The organism is Vibrio sp. CUB2, assembly GCF_001557945.1.
GTDB classification, from domain to species: Bacteria; Pseudomonadota; Gammaproteobacteria; order Enterobacterales; family Vibrionaceae; genus Vibrio; species Vibrio owensii.
In genome coordinates this window covers 287,264-302,274 of record NZ_LNRB01000001.1, presented here as the reverse complement: position 1 = coordinate 302,274, position 15,011 = coordinate 287,264, and the positions used below count along the sequence as shown (strand labels likewise).

The window sequence follows — 15,011 nt, the reverse complement described above, 5'->3', positions numbered from 1 at the left end:
CCCACAGTATGAAAAAAGCAACATGGCTTGCTGCACTTACGCTTCTATCTTCCCCAACTTTTGCGGAGACAATCAGCGTAGAAATGATTGACCTTGGCTCTGGTCAATCAACCGGGAGCGTGATGATCAGCGACAGTGATTACGGTACCGTTTTTACGCCGAAACTACAGGGTTTACCTGCTGGTACACATGGCTTCCATCTACACGCTAACGGCTCGTGCGACAGCGTTACCAAAGAAGGTAAAACCATACTTGGCGGTGCTGCCGGAGGGCATTATGACCCAGAAAAAACAGGCAAGCATGGCTTCCCTTGGACGGACGACAATCACCTTGGCGATTTACCAGCGCTTTACGTGAATGCTCATGGAATGGCGGACCAGCCAGTATTGGCACCACGAGTAAAACTTGATGACGTAAAAGGTCGTGCTTTGATGGTTCATGCGGGAGGCGATAACCACTCTGACCATCCGGCGAAACTTGGCGGCGGCGGTGCTCGCATTGTGTGTGGTGTAATTAAGTAATCCCCTTCTTAGATGCCACAAACAAAAAACGGTCCAGATAAGCTGGACCGTTTTCTTTTTAAGCAAAAGCTGATGGGCTTAGTTTAAACCGACTTAAATTACGCAAAGTTCTCGACGATGATGTCATCTGCATTGTTAACAAACACTGCGCCTTTCTCTTCCATCTCCGCAATCACTGCATCGATAGTATCTGGCAAGACTGCACGGCTAGAGGCTAAGTTCACAATCACTTTGAAACCTAAATCGAGAGCTTGAGTCACGGATTTCTTCACACAAAAATCAAGCGCTAAGCCACCAACAACAACCGTATCGATGTGGTTGAATTTAAGGAACTCATTCGCACCTGTAGTTTTGGTATCAGCCACGTCGTGGAAAAAGATGCCATAAGGGTGTGCGTCTGGGTCCATGCCTTTGTTGACTTGGAAATCGTATTCCAGAACAGGAGGTAGACCGTCCAGCAGCTCAACACCCGTAGTACCAAGCACGCAATGGCGGTTCCACTTAATGTCCACATTAGGTAGGCCGACAGGTTCAAGCATATTCGCTGGCGTTTCTGCATCCCAAGCGGCTTTTGGTGGGTGCAAATCACGGCTAACGAGCTTTAAGCGACCTTTAGTGTGGTTCTTTAATAGCTCTGGAACGATTTCTAATGCGCCAGTGACGGGCAATTCGTCAGGGCAAAGTTCGGTGAAGCCTTTTTCAGGATCCACGTCGATAACTGCGGTGGTTTGGTAGTTAACTCGAACGGTCATGGCAGACTCCTTGTCTGTCTTTTGTGCTTGCGTTAACCACGCAAACAGTTTTGGAAAAAGGTCACTTCGTCGCTTGCTAGGGTGTACACCATGGCTGGCTTACCGCCTTTACCTTTATTGGTGGAAGCGACTTTGTTGGTTGGCTTGAGAACACCGGAATCAATCAAGCGGCGTTTGATAGTCATTCGACTGATATCAATGCCGAACTCTTGGTAAGCGGCAATGATGTCTGCGACCAAAAATTCTTTATCGAGTGCGAACAACAATACTGAGGTGTATTCAATAGAGGCACGCAGCTTCTGCCATGCTTTTTCAATCATCTTTTGGTGATCAAAAGCGAGGGTTTCTTCGCCATCAAGGATTGCCTGCAGCGGGAACCACTTCAAATGACACTCTGGTACACCAGCGTTGTCGATTTGTTCTTTGTTATTGCGGTCTACTAAGGCGTAGTGGGTGATGTTCAGGCTCCAATCTTCAGGGTCACGCTTTGGATCGCCATCGACAAAAGCTTCGCTAAAGTGGCGAGGGTAGGTGTGAATTTTTTCACGGCAGATTCTACGTCGTGCTGCTTCGAAGTTTTCGTCTGCTGCTCGTCCACCTTCGTGCGTCATGTCTTTATCAAACACAAATCCACCAGGCAAAGCCCACACGCCGTGGTAGGGGCGTTCTGGATTTGAGCGTTTGATCAGCAACACTTCCAACCCTTTATCGGCACAGCCAGATAGTCTGAATGGAATGATGTCGACAGTTACGATCATGATTGGGTCCTGAGATTGATTTGTAAGTAATCTAGCGCATAACAAGTAGTCAATCAATGGGTAAGTAACAGATTGTTAGAAACGTACATACATTTTCTTAGTGGTGATGTTTAAGCATGAATGTGCGTATCTGTTCAGGTTATCCACAATAGCTGTTGGATTATTGCGCGTAAAAACCTTATAAAAAAGAGTGGTTAGTAACAAAAGTTGACAAACTAATAGTGGGTGTTTATTGTTTACGCAATTTAGTTAGTAACAACAAGTTATATACCCAAGTTTGCCTTGTTGAGAACTTCCCACCAACTTCGTTGGGAAAACAATAAGATGCGGTTTGCACCGTGCTGAGGGAATTTGGGTATAAACGAAAAAGGGCGTGTAGAAGGGCTCCGAATGACCACCAATTTATTTTCGTCTCGCATCATTCAAAGTGCGTTAGATTTTGACGTATACAAAGTGAATATGATGAGTGCTGTTGCAGCGCTTTATCCAGATGCGATGGTGTCCTACAAATTCATTGTTCGCAGTGAAGAAGACCTGTCTGAACTACTGCCAGATGTGAAAGCGGAAGTTCTTGAACTGCAAGACATCACTTTCTCGGCAGAAGAAATCGAGTACATGAAAGGCGTCGCGCCTTATCTTAGCTCTGAGTTTGTTGACGCTCTGCATGCATTTCGTTTTAACCCTCAACGTGACGTTTCTTTCAATACTAAAACCATGGCTGATGGCACAAGCCAATTACGCATCACCATCAATGGTCTTTGGAAAGAAACCATTCTCTACGAGACCATCATCATGAGTATTGTGTCCGAAGTGCGCAGCCGTGCACGTTGGGCAGACATTCCAGTTGAGCAATTCCAATCTGTTCTTAAAAAGAAAGTTAGTCATCTAAAATCCGAACTAACACGCCGCAATATCACTAACTTTAAGTTTGCTGATATGTCGACCCGCCGTCGTTTCTCGTTCCAAGCCCAGCGCTCAATGCTGCAGTATCTGAGCCAAGAGTTACCTGACAGCCTAACTGGAACCAGTAACTACCATTTGGCGAAAGAGCTTGATCTCACGCCAATCGGTACGGTTGCACACGAATGGTTTATGGGACACCAAGCGCTAGTGAATGTTCGTGATTCACAAAAGGTAGCATTGCAGCGTTGGCAAAAGATGTTTAACGGTGCGTTAGGCATTGCGTTAACAGACACCATTGGTATTGATGCGTTCTTAAAAGACTTCGATGAAGAGCTAAGTAATGCTTACGCTGGTGTGCGTCATGACAGTGGTTGCCCTTACACATGGGGCGAGAAGATCATTGAGCATTACCAATCGCTTGGCATCGACCCTATGACCAAAACCTTGGTATTTACAGACGGCTTGAACTTTGATCAAGCATTGGACATTTGTGAGCACTTCCAAGGTCGAGTACAAATCAGCTTTGGTATTGGTACGTTTTTGGCAAACGATATGGGCGAGTACACTAACGAACAAGGTGTCGTTTATAAGCCGCTCTCAATCGTAATCAAGATGGTTTCGTGTAACGGTTCTCCCGTGGCGAAAATCAGTGATGAGCCAGAGAAAGCGATGTGTGAAGACATTTTCTTTTTGATGAATTTGAAGCGTCGTTTTGAGCAGCCGCTCGATCTCGATGAGTGTCGTGTATTGCTTGACCGTCTAGAAAACGAGGGTGATAACTACCTTATCGACGCTTAAATATCGAAGTGAGTCATGATGAAAAAGGGTGGTGCAATGTCATCACTCTTTTTGTGATTCACACACTTCGTTGTATTTGATTTCGCACAGCGCGCCACATTTTGTGCGATAGGGAAGGCGTTTGCTTCCTGTGTTAGCGCGAACCCTCTTTACAATAAGCCCTTCTAGATTGGCACTTTTCAGGTGCTTTTCGCGAACCTTCTTCCAGTAGTCATCAAAAGCCATACGTCACCTTGTTGTCATAATTATTTTTATAAATGTGACGCTATTCTATGCAACACAACTCTGTTTCTAATGTCAGAAAAATCCTAAAAACCGTTAAGTAAATGGCGATTTGTTGTAACGCTCTCGTTTCTTGATTTTTACCTTCTATGGTTTCGATAAATTAATATCGGCAAACCTAACAGGCGATTTGGTTATAGTACAAGCAAAGGTCAAGTCAGGAATGAACGATGAATTTGGTTGTGCATCTACAGAAAAAAGCGATCAACAAACACGGCTATGAGTGGGCAACGCGCCAAGCTTGGAAGTGTGGGATTAAAGCTAATCTTGTGAAACGAGTGATCGGGATCTTCAAAGGTCAGATCGTTTGTGTTGTCGAAGGTTGTCGTGCTGAATTGACAACACCAATCAACAACCCTTTACATGATGATGAGAAGCAAGGCCGTTATGTATTTGTTGGTGGCATCTTCTGGGAACCAAACAACGTTATCGCACCTGGTTTTCCTGATTTTATGTTTATGCACCTACGCAGTCTGAGTCATCGTCATAAGTATCTAACCGATGATGAGCTGTTCTTGAGCCTAGCTTAGGGTGTTTGGCATACACTGATGACCAGTCTGTTTCTTAAATCCTTGCTTGGTGCCGTGGCAGTATTGATTATTGCCATGCTATCGAAGTCGAAAAGCTTTTATATCGCAGGGCTCGTGCCTTTGTTTCCGACCTTTGCTCTGATCGCACACTTTATTGTCGGTAGCGAGCGAGACATGGAAGCTCTGCGCCAAACGGCGTTGTTTGGCATCTATTCTTTGATTCCTTATGCGGCGTACCTAATTTCTGTTTTCTACTTTAGCTACCGCTTGAGCTTGGTGGGCACATTGACGGCTGCAACCCTGGTATGGGTCATGTTTGCCTCGATGTTGCTTGCATTTTGGACTCGTTGGATGGTGCCTGCCTAAAGTTTGCTCAACTTGGCATTGTAGTTAGCGCAATATTCATTGCTCAAACTGATGTGATCTCGCTCCAATTGACCGTTCTCTGAGCTTTCTCTAACACGGCGTTTATAAAACGCTGTATTTTAACCTGCTAATGACCGGACGTTTGTTTTCACCTGATGTGAATTTTTCTTCTAGATTTACTATATCGCCAAACAAAGATAACCGTATCGGAAAGTAAATCATGAATATGAAATCTATCGCAATCGCAACAGCGGTTGTTGCAGTACTAGCGGGTTGTAAAGACAAAACGCCACCAGCACCAACAGAAGCAAATATCACGCTTGTTGAAGCGGTAACAGAAACTGTGAAAAACCCACACCAAGTGTGTAAAGACGTGGTAGTAACACATCAAGTAGAACCAACGGACAACAACAAGATCCTTGGTACTGTGGGTGGTGCAGCGGCAGGTGCTGCATTGGGTAACCAAATCGGTGGTGGTTCAGGTAAAGTGATTGCGACGGCTGCAGGTACTGTTGCTGGTGCGATGACAGGTCGTAAGATCCAAGACAATGTACAAAAGGGTGATGTTGTGACATCAACTGAGAAGCAATGTCACACTGAATACACCACGTCTGAGAAAGTAGTGGGTTACGATGTCACTTACGAAGTTGCTGGCGCGCCAACAACCGTTCGTATGCAAAGCAAACCTGCAGGTAAAACTTTCCCAATTCAAGATGGCAAAGTGGTTCTACCGCAATAATCGCCAACGAGATTGAATACAAAAGCCCTTTTGTTCATTGAACTTAAGGGCTTTTTTCATTTTAGAAGACAGTGGTGAACACTACTTGTCTGCAAAATAATCGACCAGAATCTTACGCCATTTCCGTGATTCACGAATTTGCAGTAGAGCGCGATTGATCTCTTCCTCATACGGGTTGTTTTCCGTAATGATGAAGCCATAGTTCTGCTTTTCTAGCTGATAAGGCAGCACCTCTAAATCTTCATATTGTCCCGATATTCTGCCGTTACCAATCATGTATTTGAGCACTACGTCATCGGCAACAATTGCTTCGACTTCTCCAGTATCCAATGCATTTAAAAGCGCGGTCATGTCTTGATAATCTTGATGACGAATACCGAAGCTCGTCAGTAACAAAGATGAGGTGGTTGCGGTTTTGGTTCCCTCTTTGACATTGGCGAGATCGTTAATGCTTTTGATTTGAGAATAGCCTTGGCTTAGGGTCAATTTGCTGGCCAGCACGGCGGTGATACTGGCGATAAAGAGCATGCTAAACACACCAATAAACACCGTTACGATTCGTCCTGTTAAACTCTTAAACTCGAAGTAGTTAAAGGGGCCTCGCGTAATGAAGAGAAGTCCAAGGATAAAGCTCTCAACCCAACGTCCTACTCGGCTTTTCATCGAATACAGCTTTTCATTTTTCCCTTCTTCTATCGCGTAGAAAAACGCCCCAACCAAACCTGCAACCAGAATGATCGCGCCTACGATTAACCACAATGCAGGGTTCATGAAGATCGATTGTAAGGTATGTAGGTACCCTTGATTTTTAACTGCAATCGCAAGGTGGGTCTCATAGAAAGAGTGGGAGAAGTCTGCGAATAACTCACGTTCTGGAGTAATAGAAATGCATGAAACACCAATGTCGATTTGTTCCATTTCTATCGAGTTAAGAAGATCGTCCAATGGGTGGTTTTCGAAAGTGAACTCGACATTCATCTCTTTGGCTATTTGTTCCCACAACTCAATACTGAGGCCGTTTAGCTCCGAATCAACAGAGCCGATGACAAAAGGAGGACAGGGGTAAGTCCCTACTTTTAGTGAAGATGCAGAAGCATAAGGGCTGAAAACAGAGAAAAGAAAAAGCGTTGAAAGGACAAAAGATTGAAGCGTCGATTTGAAACCAATTTGCATGCGCAGACCCTCAAAAAAGAGGCAGCGATGAATCGAATCAAGAGCGAACGCTCGCTCTAAAAATGCCAGAGTGCTGAGAAAGTAGGAGAGGTGATGACGATTTCAATACTGCCCTAGTTTTATTATTTACTGTTTTAACTATAGCAGCTGATGCCTATCTGAGGCTCCCTCGAACGTTTAGGCAACCTAAATTGTATGCGAGTTGCTTACAAAACCGGTGTTATCGATGGATTATTAAGCGTCTGTAAGCCAACGTAAGAATCGCCAGAAAACAGGATTTTTTTGTTTATCATCCCTTCTATCGAACGGTGTTTTATTGGAGGAAGGAATGAAAAATCAAGTATTGGCGTTGAGCATTGCTGTGGCATTGTCTGGTTGTGGTTCAGAAGGGAAAGACCAAAGCACATCCACAACCAACACATTTACTTCTCAGTGTGGAGACCAACTGTCAGCTCAAGAGCCGGGTTTGTCGTTTGTTGTGAAAGGAGACGTCGCAGAGCTTCAAGGTGTTATTTGTCAGGGTTCACCAAAGGCGTTTGAGCAAATGATGACAAAACACGCCAACGTGAAGCAGCTTAAGTTTATCAGTATTGATGGTTCCGTTGATGATGAATCAAACCTCGAACTGGCTTATCAAGTTCGCGCTAAACAGCTGGATTCCTATATTGCGAGCAGTGGGCAAATTGCTTCTGGCGGCACTGATTTGTTTTTGGCAGGTGTAAACCGAACGATTGAGAGCGGCGCAACGATTGGCGTTCATTCATGGGCAACGGAAGATCAAGTTGCAACGGATTTCCCTGTTGGTCACAAGTATCATCAACCTTACATCGATTACTACAAAAAAATGGGATTGTCAGACCCAGAAGGTTTTTACTACTTCACGATTAATGCAGCGCCGGCGCAAGACATACACAACATGTCTGAGCAAGAGATAACCAAGTATGGCTTCGGTAAACTTATCTCCCCTGAAGGCGAAACGGCTTTGACCAGTGAGGTTGATAGTAAGCTTTTCGAGCAACTTAATGCCTCTGTGAATGCACTGAAATTCCAATCCGTTTGGGGCGGTTATGGGGACTACTTATCAGGTACGCCAGCTTACTTTCTACGTTTGGATGAAAAGAGCAGCACGCCAGTCACTGCTTATTTGGTCAATCCTTCCAAAGTCCCAGAAGAAGCGCAAAAGTTAGGCGTCAATGAAAGTGGTGCTCTGAATATCTATCAATACGAAACCAATATGCACGTCTTTCATGACGCAATAAACAAAGGTAATGGGGTGTATGAAAGGCAATATGCGTTTAAAGGAGCGAAGTACTATCTCCAAGTGTATAAGCCGTCAGAGACCTTCGTAAAAGGTGAGCATCAACGCAACACCATTGCATTAGCTGTGCATGAGATGTTTCATGATTATCAGTTGGAGCACTTTAGCGATCCTGCCGATTACTTTAACGAGCTCAACGGTTACCCTGTGAATGTAGAGCAGATAACTTACAAGTTGGCGGTACTGGATCTGTTTAAATCTTTGCCTAAAGCAATGACCCAAGACGAAGCGAAAACCATGCTTAAGCAATACATCGTTTTGACTCAGGAGCAAATCAATATTGATACCAGCAGTAAGCGTTATGCGAAGAATATGGGACTTGGCCAAGAGTTGTTTGAAGGCAGCGCTTGGTATGTTGAAGTGATGGCATTGAGAAATGCGCTACCAAATTTTTCCGAGCTCAAGTTTGTTGATAGCTACGCGTTTACGACTCAGTATCAAAACCGTGAAAGTGTGGAGTCTCAGTTTGGTTGGGGGTACTTCTATCCAAGTGGTGCAGCCGCAATTTATGCGTTGAAGGCGGCAGGCTATGACATCCTTCAATTGCAAAAAGGAGTGACACCCTTTGAGGCCGCAAAGCAGGTGGTTGGTACGTTTGATGTTACTGACACCTTGAACCAAATTAAGCAGAGCGGTGACTTTAAAGCGTTACAGCAAAAAGCGGTAACCATTAACGCCATCAAAAACTAATGAGTCGATAATCCACGAAAGACAAGGCTCATCTGTGTTGCCCAAAAACAAAAAGCCGAGCGATGAATGCTCGGCTTTTTTGGTCATTTACGCTGCTGGCGCTTGATGATGTTTTTGCTCTTCCGCAAGTTTGGCTGCTTGGGCTTGTTTTTGTTTGCGGCGTTCGCGCTTAGATAGCCAAACCAAAGGCACCACAATCATCACTGTGCCAATTGCCATAAAGATATCTGGCACTTCACCAAACCAAATCAAACCAACGATGACCGCGCCAATTAAGCCGCTGTATTCTGCGCTGGCGATTTTGTTGCTATCGATAGAGCGATAAGCCAATACACAAGTTGCCGCGTAAATCATAATGAATAGGCTTGAACCTGCCGCAACCGGGAATGAGCTCCAATCCCAAGCTTCACCCTCGATAAACACCAGCAATAGAGACACAGGAATGCCGGCTAGGTTAGTCATCAATAGTGTGTGTGGCACTGATTGGTTCTTTGGCAACTTGCGGATCAACAGGTTGTTGATCGCTAACGTAACCGCGACAACCAGAGCAGATAGTGCCGCCCAATCAACTTGGTCTGGACGAATAATCACAAGCACGCCTGCAAAGCCCATCACTGCCGCTGCAATAGATTGTGCAGAAAGCTTCTCTCCAAAGAAGATCGCTGCCAGTGGCAACATGATCAAAGGAGCGGCATAAAAGATCGCATTTGCGGTGGCGAGGGGCATAGACGAGATAGCAAACACCATGAAAATCGCGCCAGTTAGCCAAACGTGAGCACGCACTGCATGCCATTTAAAGCCTTCCATCAACGGTGCTTGTTTGGTGAGCAAGAATACAGGTAACAAAATCATCACTGCTGACAGCTGTCGGTAAAACACGAACTGAAAAACCGGCACCTCGTTACCGACACTTTTGATCAAAGCGTCTGAGAGCACCGCAATTAGGTTACCAACAATTAATAGCAGCATGGCTGCGCCGACAGATGTGACTTTCACGTTATTCCTCTCCTCATTCTTTGCCAAAGAGTAGGTGATGTCATAGGATGAAGTGAAATGATATTTATTAGTTTAAGTATGAGATTTTTAGATAATGAAATTGCCACCTCTGAGAGCGGTTCACTGTTTTGAGTCCGTTGCGCGTAATTTGAGCTTTTCCCTTGCAGCAGAAGAGCTCAACGTAACCCAAAGCGCCGTGAGTCATCAGATTCGTATATTAGAAGACTACCTTGGTGAAGCTCTGTTTATTCGCCAAGGTCGTAAGTTGTCACTCTCGGATACCGGTTTTCGCTATCTTGAAGACATCAGCCCTGCGATCAGTGCCATTGCGATGGCGAGCCAAAAAGTGCGTGAAGGCGAAAAGGGCAGTCTACGTTTGGCGATTTACAGCTCGCTGGCGGTGAAATGGTTGATCCCACGATTGGCGGACTTCAAGCGTCAGCATCCAGAAATCGATCTGACGCTCAACATGGTTGCAGGAGACCCAGAGCAAACCGACAGCGTTGGTGATTGCTTTATCACGGTACAGAAGCCAAAGCGCAACTACATGGCAGTTCGCTTATATGACGAGACCTTGTATCCGGTATGCAGCCTCAACATTTGGAAAGAAATTCAAGATCAACCGATGCCAGATGCGCTTTGGCACTATCCGATTCTTTCTACTGATTCTATCTATCGTGAGCGTGGTAAAGATTGGGCGGAGTGGTGTAAAGCTGGTGGGTTTGAGCTGCCCAAAGATATTGATATGCAGCATTTCAGTCACATGCTGCTGGCTATCGAAGCTGCTCGTTACGATCAGGGCATTACATTTGCCAATGACTTCATGTTGAATGAGCGGGATAAGGCTCAGGACTTGGTTTATATCCCCTCTCACGGCTTAGAAACGGGGGACAGCTTTTACTTCGTGCATAAGAAGAATCGAGCTCGCCAGCCAGAAATCATTAAGTTGACCAACTGGCTTAAACAGCAGTGCTTATAAACAAGAAAGGGAGGCACTCGGCCTCCCTTTGCGATTCAAAAAAGCGACTATTGCTTTTTGATCAGCGCTTTAATCACATCAATTGTGTATAGCTGACAATCGACCGCAGTTTGTGGTTCGAAGTCTTGCTTGTGTTGATCTGTGTTCGAAAGGATACGGATGCCAACGAAAGGTACTTGGTAAGCTTGAGCAACCAATGCCGCTGATGACGTTTCCATTTCTTCAACAGACGTACCGTACGTTTCATGGAACCAGTTGATACGATCCACTTCGCGGTTCCATTCGTCTGCTGAGCCAATCAAGCCTTTCACGACTTTGCCTTTTTTGTATTCTTCAGACAAAGAAAGAGCGGTTTCAACCAGTGCCGGATCTGCTTTGAATTGTTTGTGTTCAACAAACTCACCGTTTTCACGTAGACGCATGGTTACGTCGAAGTTCTGCCATTTCGTTGGGTCGATGCCTTTGCCTTTTTCCGTAAACTCAGACTTGTAAGAGCCCATGTTGAAGCTGGCTTCGCCCACGACAATGTCACCACGGTATAGCTCAGGATCGTGACCGCCCGATGTGCCTTGGTTGATGATGTACTTAGGATTGAAGTGTTCAATCGCAATCGTGGTAGAAGCGGCAGCGTTCGCTAAGCCAACCTCGGTACGAGACACGACAACTGGGTAGCCGTCGATTTCACCTTGCCAGAAAGTCCAAGAACCAACGGTGGTTTCTTTCGCATCATCCAATGCTTCAACTAATGTGCTGGTTTCAATATCCATTGCACCCTGAACAAGGATAGGTTGAGTTTGAGCGAAAACAGAGAAGGAAAGTACTGCAGGAACAAGTGCAGCGAAACGTTTAAAGATTTGCATACGACATACTTACAAATAAAAAAGATGGCGCAATTTATCAATAGCAATCGTTTGCGTCAATTGGTTGGATTGTTATTTTTCTTAATAAATGAAAATTCTTGATTGTCGTTCTAATTAACGAGAATGAAAAAATCCGAGCGGGGGAGGCTCGGATTTGGTCTTTATCAGGATTAAATTGAATCGCTATTCAGCATTAAGGCATCTTGCTCAGGTTGTAGAATGAAGCCAACTCGCCTGTTGCTTTTTCGCCGTTCATGTCCAGCTTCATTAGCATGTTTTCACCAACGAAGTACTGGTTTGGACCAGACTCATCAACCAATGTAATGGTGTTGCCTGATTCGTTCCAAGTGAACTTACCTTCTGATTTGATTGGGTCGCCTTCTTTACCTTCATAAAGCTCTACCAATGAGTAAGTGCCGTCTTCATTCAGAGTTAGCGTGGTATCGATACCCGCACAATCTGCACAAGGAAGCTTACCTTTGTAAATGCCGTTCCAATCCAATGCATTTTGCGCATTGTGGCCAGAATCTACGAACGTGTCCGGAGTGATCACTTGCTCTTCTTCAATTGGTGTCGCATCAACCGTGCTTTCAACTTCAGTGGCTTGAGGAACGTCAACCGCAGTTGTCTCCGCTGGTTTCTCATCCTGACAGCCTGCTAGAATAATGACCGCACCTGTGAGTGCTAATAATGTCTTTTTCATTTTATTCCTCTCTAAATCAACAAGTTGACATACCAAAGTAATCTCGTTGCATGTATGCTAAGGTCACTTAGGTATACCGTGATAATAATAGACTTGTTTCCTAGACCTGCGTCAGAACAAAGCAAACCATTGAACAGCCTCTGTTAGAAAAACTCTTTAACGTCAGTGATTTGCAAAGAAGAAGGAAAAGGAAAGAAAATGGAAGAATTAGTTATAGGTGCGCTTAGGGTATTGGGAGCACTTGTTCGTTGGTTGTTGATCGAACTTTTTTTAGACAGGGTTGCTTACAGTATCGGTTACGCGGGATTGTATATTCTGACGCTAGGTAAAAGACCGCATCGTCCTGTCTCGACAGAAATGCAGGGACGGATTGCTCTGCTTGGTATCGTGTTGAGTCTGTTAATCTTTGCACTGCTTATATGGCTGTAGCGATAGCAATAACACCAATATTGAAGAGACAACAAACCAAACAAAAAGGCTCATCAGATGATGAGCCTTTTGCGTATTAGGATGCCTTATCCATTGCTGGTGGCGTTTTGACCTCCTTTGACGGAGATTCCTCTTCGGTATTGTCAGTGAAGATTTCGGCCACTGCGCTTCGTTCTAGTTCGCCTTGCAGATTGCCTTCGTCATCGACAACTGGCAGTGAGTAGTCACAAGACATGGTGTCCGGTAGCACTTCTTCAATCACAGAATCAGGTGAGACAACAGGCACTTCTTCGTAGATCTCTTCATCCAGCTCTTGTGCTGCATCGGTTTTCGCTGCGTCAAGCAAGCTCTCTTTGGTCACCACGCCTTGATAGCCGTCGTCGGTTACATGGTAGGCATAGTCTTGCTTCACGCGTTTCATTTCTATCAAGGCTTCTTCAATGGTCGTCGCCGCGATGCGATACGCTGGCGGCTGCATCACGGTTTCTACGGTAAGAGCGCGTGCTCGGTTAACGTCCTTAACGAAGGCTTCTACATATTCATCAGCAGGATGAAGCAGAATTTCGTCTGGAGAACCTTGCTGTACCAATTCGCCGTCTTTCAAGATAGCAATACGGTCGCCTAAGCGAAGTGCTTCGTCCAAATCGTGAGTAATAAAGATAATGGTCTTATGTAGCTTCTCTTGCAGTTCGATAAGCTGATCTTGCATCTCGCTTCGGATCAGTGGGTCAAGTGCCGAGAAGGCTTCATCCATCAATAGGATCTCAGCGTCTGTCGCCAATGCGCGAGCCAAACCAACACGTTGTTGCTGGCCGCCGGAAAGCTGTGCAGGGTATTGGTTCTCGTATCCTTTAAGGCCAACGGTCTCCAACCATTCGTTGGCTTTGGCAAGACGAGCTTCTTTCTTAATACCTTGAATTTCCAAGCCGTAAGCTACGTTGTCGACCACAGTTCGGTGAGGCAACAGGCCAAAGCGTTGGAATACCATCGACATCTTATGGCGACGAAACTCTTCCAGCTCTTTTGACGACAACTGCATTACGTCGACGCCTTCAACTAAGATTTGCCCCATGGTCGGGTCAATCAAACGGTTGAAGTGGCGAATCATAGTCGATTTACCAGAGCCAGATAGGCCCATGATAACGAAGATTTCGCCTTTGTTGATCTGCAGGTTGATGTCTTTTAAACCAACGGTATGTCCAGTATCAGCAAGAATTTGGTCTTTGCTTTGTCCTTGCTTAACACGGTCGATAACAGAATTTGGTTTTCGGCCGAAGATCTTATACAGGCCGCTGATTTCAATAAGTGGCTTAGTCATGTTTTAGATCTCCTAGGTGTGCTTGCGTTCGTTTTGCGTAAGCTTGCGATGCACGGTCAAACAGAATCGCCAGTGCCACAATTGCCAAGCCGTTAAGCAGACCAAGCGTGAAATACTGGTTCGTGATTGACTTTAATACTGGCTGACCTAAGCCTTTTACGCCAATCATCGAAGCAATAACGACCATAGAAAGCGCCATCATGATGGTTTGGTTGATACCAGCCATGATGGTTGGCATTGCCAAAGGTAATTGCACGCCGACTAAGCGCTGCTTCTTACTGGCACCAAAGGCAGTAGCGGCTTCAAGTACTTCTTTATCTACCAGTCGAATGCCTAAGTTGGTTAAACGAATCACTGGTGGAATCGCGTAGATAACCACGGCAATCAAGCCAGGAATCTTACCAATACCTAGAAGCATCACGACAGGAATCAGGTAAACGAACGCGGGCATGGTTTGCATAACATCAAGAAGCGGGGTTACGACGGATTGCACGCGATTTGAGCGCGCCATGGCAATACCAATCGGAATACCGAGCGCAATGGCGAGCATGGTACACACCGTGATGATGCTGAGCGTCCGCATCGTGTCTTCCCACATGCCAAAGTACCCAATCAGGATCAATGATACGAAACACGCGACAGCCAATTTCCATGAGCGACTTGCGGCATAAACCAACGCGGTACACACAGCAAGGATGATCATCCATGGTGTAGAAATGAGGAGTTTTTCAAACCAAACGAGAAATGAGAGAAGAGGGTCGAAGAATGATTCAATTAGGTCGCCGTATTCGCGAGAGAAATCGCGATAGGCACCATCTAAGGTTTTGCGGATGGCTCTAAGATCTGAGCGATCCATTTCTGGGAATTCGCTAAGCCAATTCGAGTCAGACATGTTT

17 protein-coding genes are annotated in these 15,011 nt (G+C 45.3%); 8 read left to right on the top strand and 9 right to left on the bottom strand.

The annotated features are described in order from the left end of the window. Positions 1-8: 8 nt before the first annotated feature. Entirely contained in the window at positions 9-521 is a 513-nt protein-coding gene (gene sodC / locus ATB78_RS01380; protein ID WP_061007600.1) for a superoxide dismutase family protein, read from the top strand. 98 nt (positions 522-619) lie between these two features. Here the strand turns inward: sodC and ATB78_RS01375 are convergent, their stop codons facing one another. Both ATB78_RS01375 and ATB78_RS01370 read right to left on the bottom strand, forming a co-directional pair. Beyond that, entirely contained in the window at positions 620-1,273 is a 654-nt protein-coding gene (locus ATB78_RS01375; protein WP_061007599.1) for a nicotinamidase, read from the bottom strand. Positions 1,274-1,305: 32 nt separating this feature from the next. Beyond that, positions 1,306-2,031, bottom strand: a complete 726-nt coding sequence (locus ATB78_RS01370) for an NUDIX domain-containing protein (protein ID WP_005436370.1) — start codon at positions 2,029-2,031, stop codon at positions 1,306-1,308. 390 nt (positions 2,032-2,421) lie between these two features. Between ATB78_RS01370 and pncB the strand changes: the two genes are divergently transcribed. Continuing rightward, a complete protein-coding gene (pncB, locus tag ATB78_RS01365; protein WP_061007598.1) occupies positions 2,422-3,732 on the top strand; it encodes a nicotinate phosphoribosyltransferase in 1,311 nt (436 codons plus the stop codon). 42 nt (positions 3,733-3,774) lie between these two features. Here pncB and ATB78_RS01360 read toward each other — a convergent pair whose 3' ends face one another. After that, on the bottom strand, positions 3,775-3,957 hold the full coding sequence (locus ATB78_RS01360) for a hypothetical protein (protein ID WP_032802795.1): 183 nt from the start codon (positions 3,955-3,957) through the stop codon (positions 3,775-3,777). Positions 3,958-4,184: 227 nt separating this feature from the next. Here ATB78_RS01360 and ATB78_RS01355 point away from each other — a divergent pair, with 227 nt between their 5' ends. From ATB78_RS01355 to ATB78_RS01345, 3 genes are all read left to right on the top strand, one after another. Then, complete coding sequence (locus ATB78_RS01355) at positions 4,185-4,544, top strand: hypothetical protein (RefSeq protein ID WP_005436373.1); 360 nt, start codon at positions 4,185-4,187, stop codon at positions 4,542-4,544. Positions 4,545-4,562: 18 nt separating this feature from the next. Beyond that, positions 4,563-4,910 (top strand): GlpM family protein, encoded by a 348-nt coding sequence (locus tag ATB78_RS01350; RefSeq protein ID WP_005436374.1) that lies wholly within the window; start codon positions 4,563-4,565, stop codon positions 4,908-4,910. A gap of 220 nt (positions 4,911-5,130) precedes the next feature. Beyond that, positions 5,131-5,649: a glycine zipper 2TM domain-containing protein gene (locus ATB78_RS01345; protein ID WP_009706385.1), complete on the top strand. Its 519-nt coding sequence runs from the start codon at positions 5,131-5,133 to the stop codon at positions 5,647-5,649. A gap of 81 nt (positions 5,650-5,730) precedes the next feature. Here ATB78_RS01345 and ATB78_RS01340 read toward each other — a convergent pair whose 3' ends face one another. Continuing rightward, positions 5,731-6,822 carry a transporter substrate-binding domain-containing protein gene (locus ATB78_RS01340; RefSeq protein ID WP_061007597.1) on the bottom strand — a complete coding sequence of 364 codons (1,092 nt, stop codon included), beginning with the start codon at positions 6,820-6,822 and terminating at the stop codon, positions 5,731-5,733. Positions 6,823-7,150: 328 nt separating this feature from the next. On the opposite strand from ATB78_RS01340, the gene ATB78_RS01335 reads away from it, so the two are divergent. Beyond that, positions 7,151-8,830 carry a hypothetical protein gene (locus tag ATB78_RS01335; protein ID WP_061007596.1) on the top strand — a complete coding sequence of 560 codons (1,680 nt, stop codon included), beginning with the start codon at positions 7,151-7,153 and terminating at the stop codon, positions 8,828-8,830. Positions 8,831-8,917: 87 nt separating this feature from the next. On the opposite strand, the gene ATB78_RS01330 is transcribed toward ATB78_RS01335, so the two are convergent. Further along, positions 8,918-9,826, bottom strand: coding sequence for a DMT family transporter (locus tag ATB78_RS01330; RefSeq protein ID WP_039988494.1), 909 nt, complete (start codon positions 9,824-9,826; stop codon positions 8,918-8,920). Positions 9,827-9,920: 94 nt separating this feature from the next. On the opposite strand from ATB78_RS01330, the gene ATB78_RS01325 reads away from it, so the two are divergent. Beyond that, complete coding sequence (locus ATB78_RS01325; RefSeq protein ID WP_009706381.1) at positions 9,921-10,805, top strand: LysR substrate-binding domain-containing protein; 885 nt, start codon at positions 9,921-9,923, stop codon at positions 10,803-10,805. A gap of 47 nt (positions 10,806-10,852) precedes the next feature. Here the strand turns inward: ATB78_RS01325 and ATB78_RS01320 are convergent, their stop codons facing one another. After that, complete coding sequence (locus ATB78_RS01320) at positions 10,853-11,665, bottom strand: 5'-methylthioadenosine/S-adenosylhomocysteine nucleosidase (protein WP_009706380.1); 813 nt, start codon at positions 11,663-11,665, stop codon at positions 10,853-10,855. 193 nt (positions 11,666-11,858) lie between these two features. Continuing rightward, on the bottom strand, positions 11,859-12,368 hold the full coding sequence (locus tag ATB78_RS01315; RefSeq protein ID WP_005441521.1) for a copper resistance protein NlpE: 510 nt from the start codon (positions 12,366-12,368) through the stop codon (positions 11,859-11,861). Between the two features lie 198 nt (positions 12,369-12,566). Here ATB78_RS01315 and ATB78_RS01310 point away from each other — a divergent pair, with 198 nt between their 5' ends. Next, positions 12,567-12,797 (top strand): hypothetical protein, encoded by a 231-nt coding sequence (locus tag ATB78_RS01310; protein ID WP_061007595.1) that lies wholly within the window; start codon positions 12,567-12,569, stop codon positions 12,795-12,797. Positions 12,798-12,873: 76 nt separating this feature from the next. Here the strand turns inward: ATB78_RS01310 and ATB78_RS01305 are convergent, their stop codons facing one another. Together ATB78_RS01305 and ATB78_RS01300 are read right to left on the bottom strand one after the other, a co-directional pair. After that, positions 12,874-14,115 (bottom strand): glycine betaine/L-proline ABC transporter ATP-binding protein, encoded by a 1,242-nt coding sequence (locus ATB78_RS01305; protein ID WP_009706378.1) that lies wholly within the window; start codon positions 14,113-14,115, stop codon positions 12,874-12,876. Further along, the gene (locus ATB78_RS01300) at positions 14,108-15,007 is read right to left on the bottom strand and encodes a proline/glycine betaine ABC transporter permease (protein WP_020196104.1); all 900 of its coding nucleotides are present in this window, start codon (positions 15,005-15,007) and stop codon (positions 14,108-14,110) included. The genes ATB78_RS01305 and ATB78_RS01300 overlap by 8 nt, the downstream gene beginning before the upstream one ends. Between the last annotated feature and the right edge of the window lie 4 nt (positions 15,008-15,011).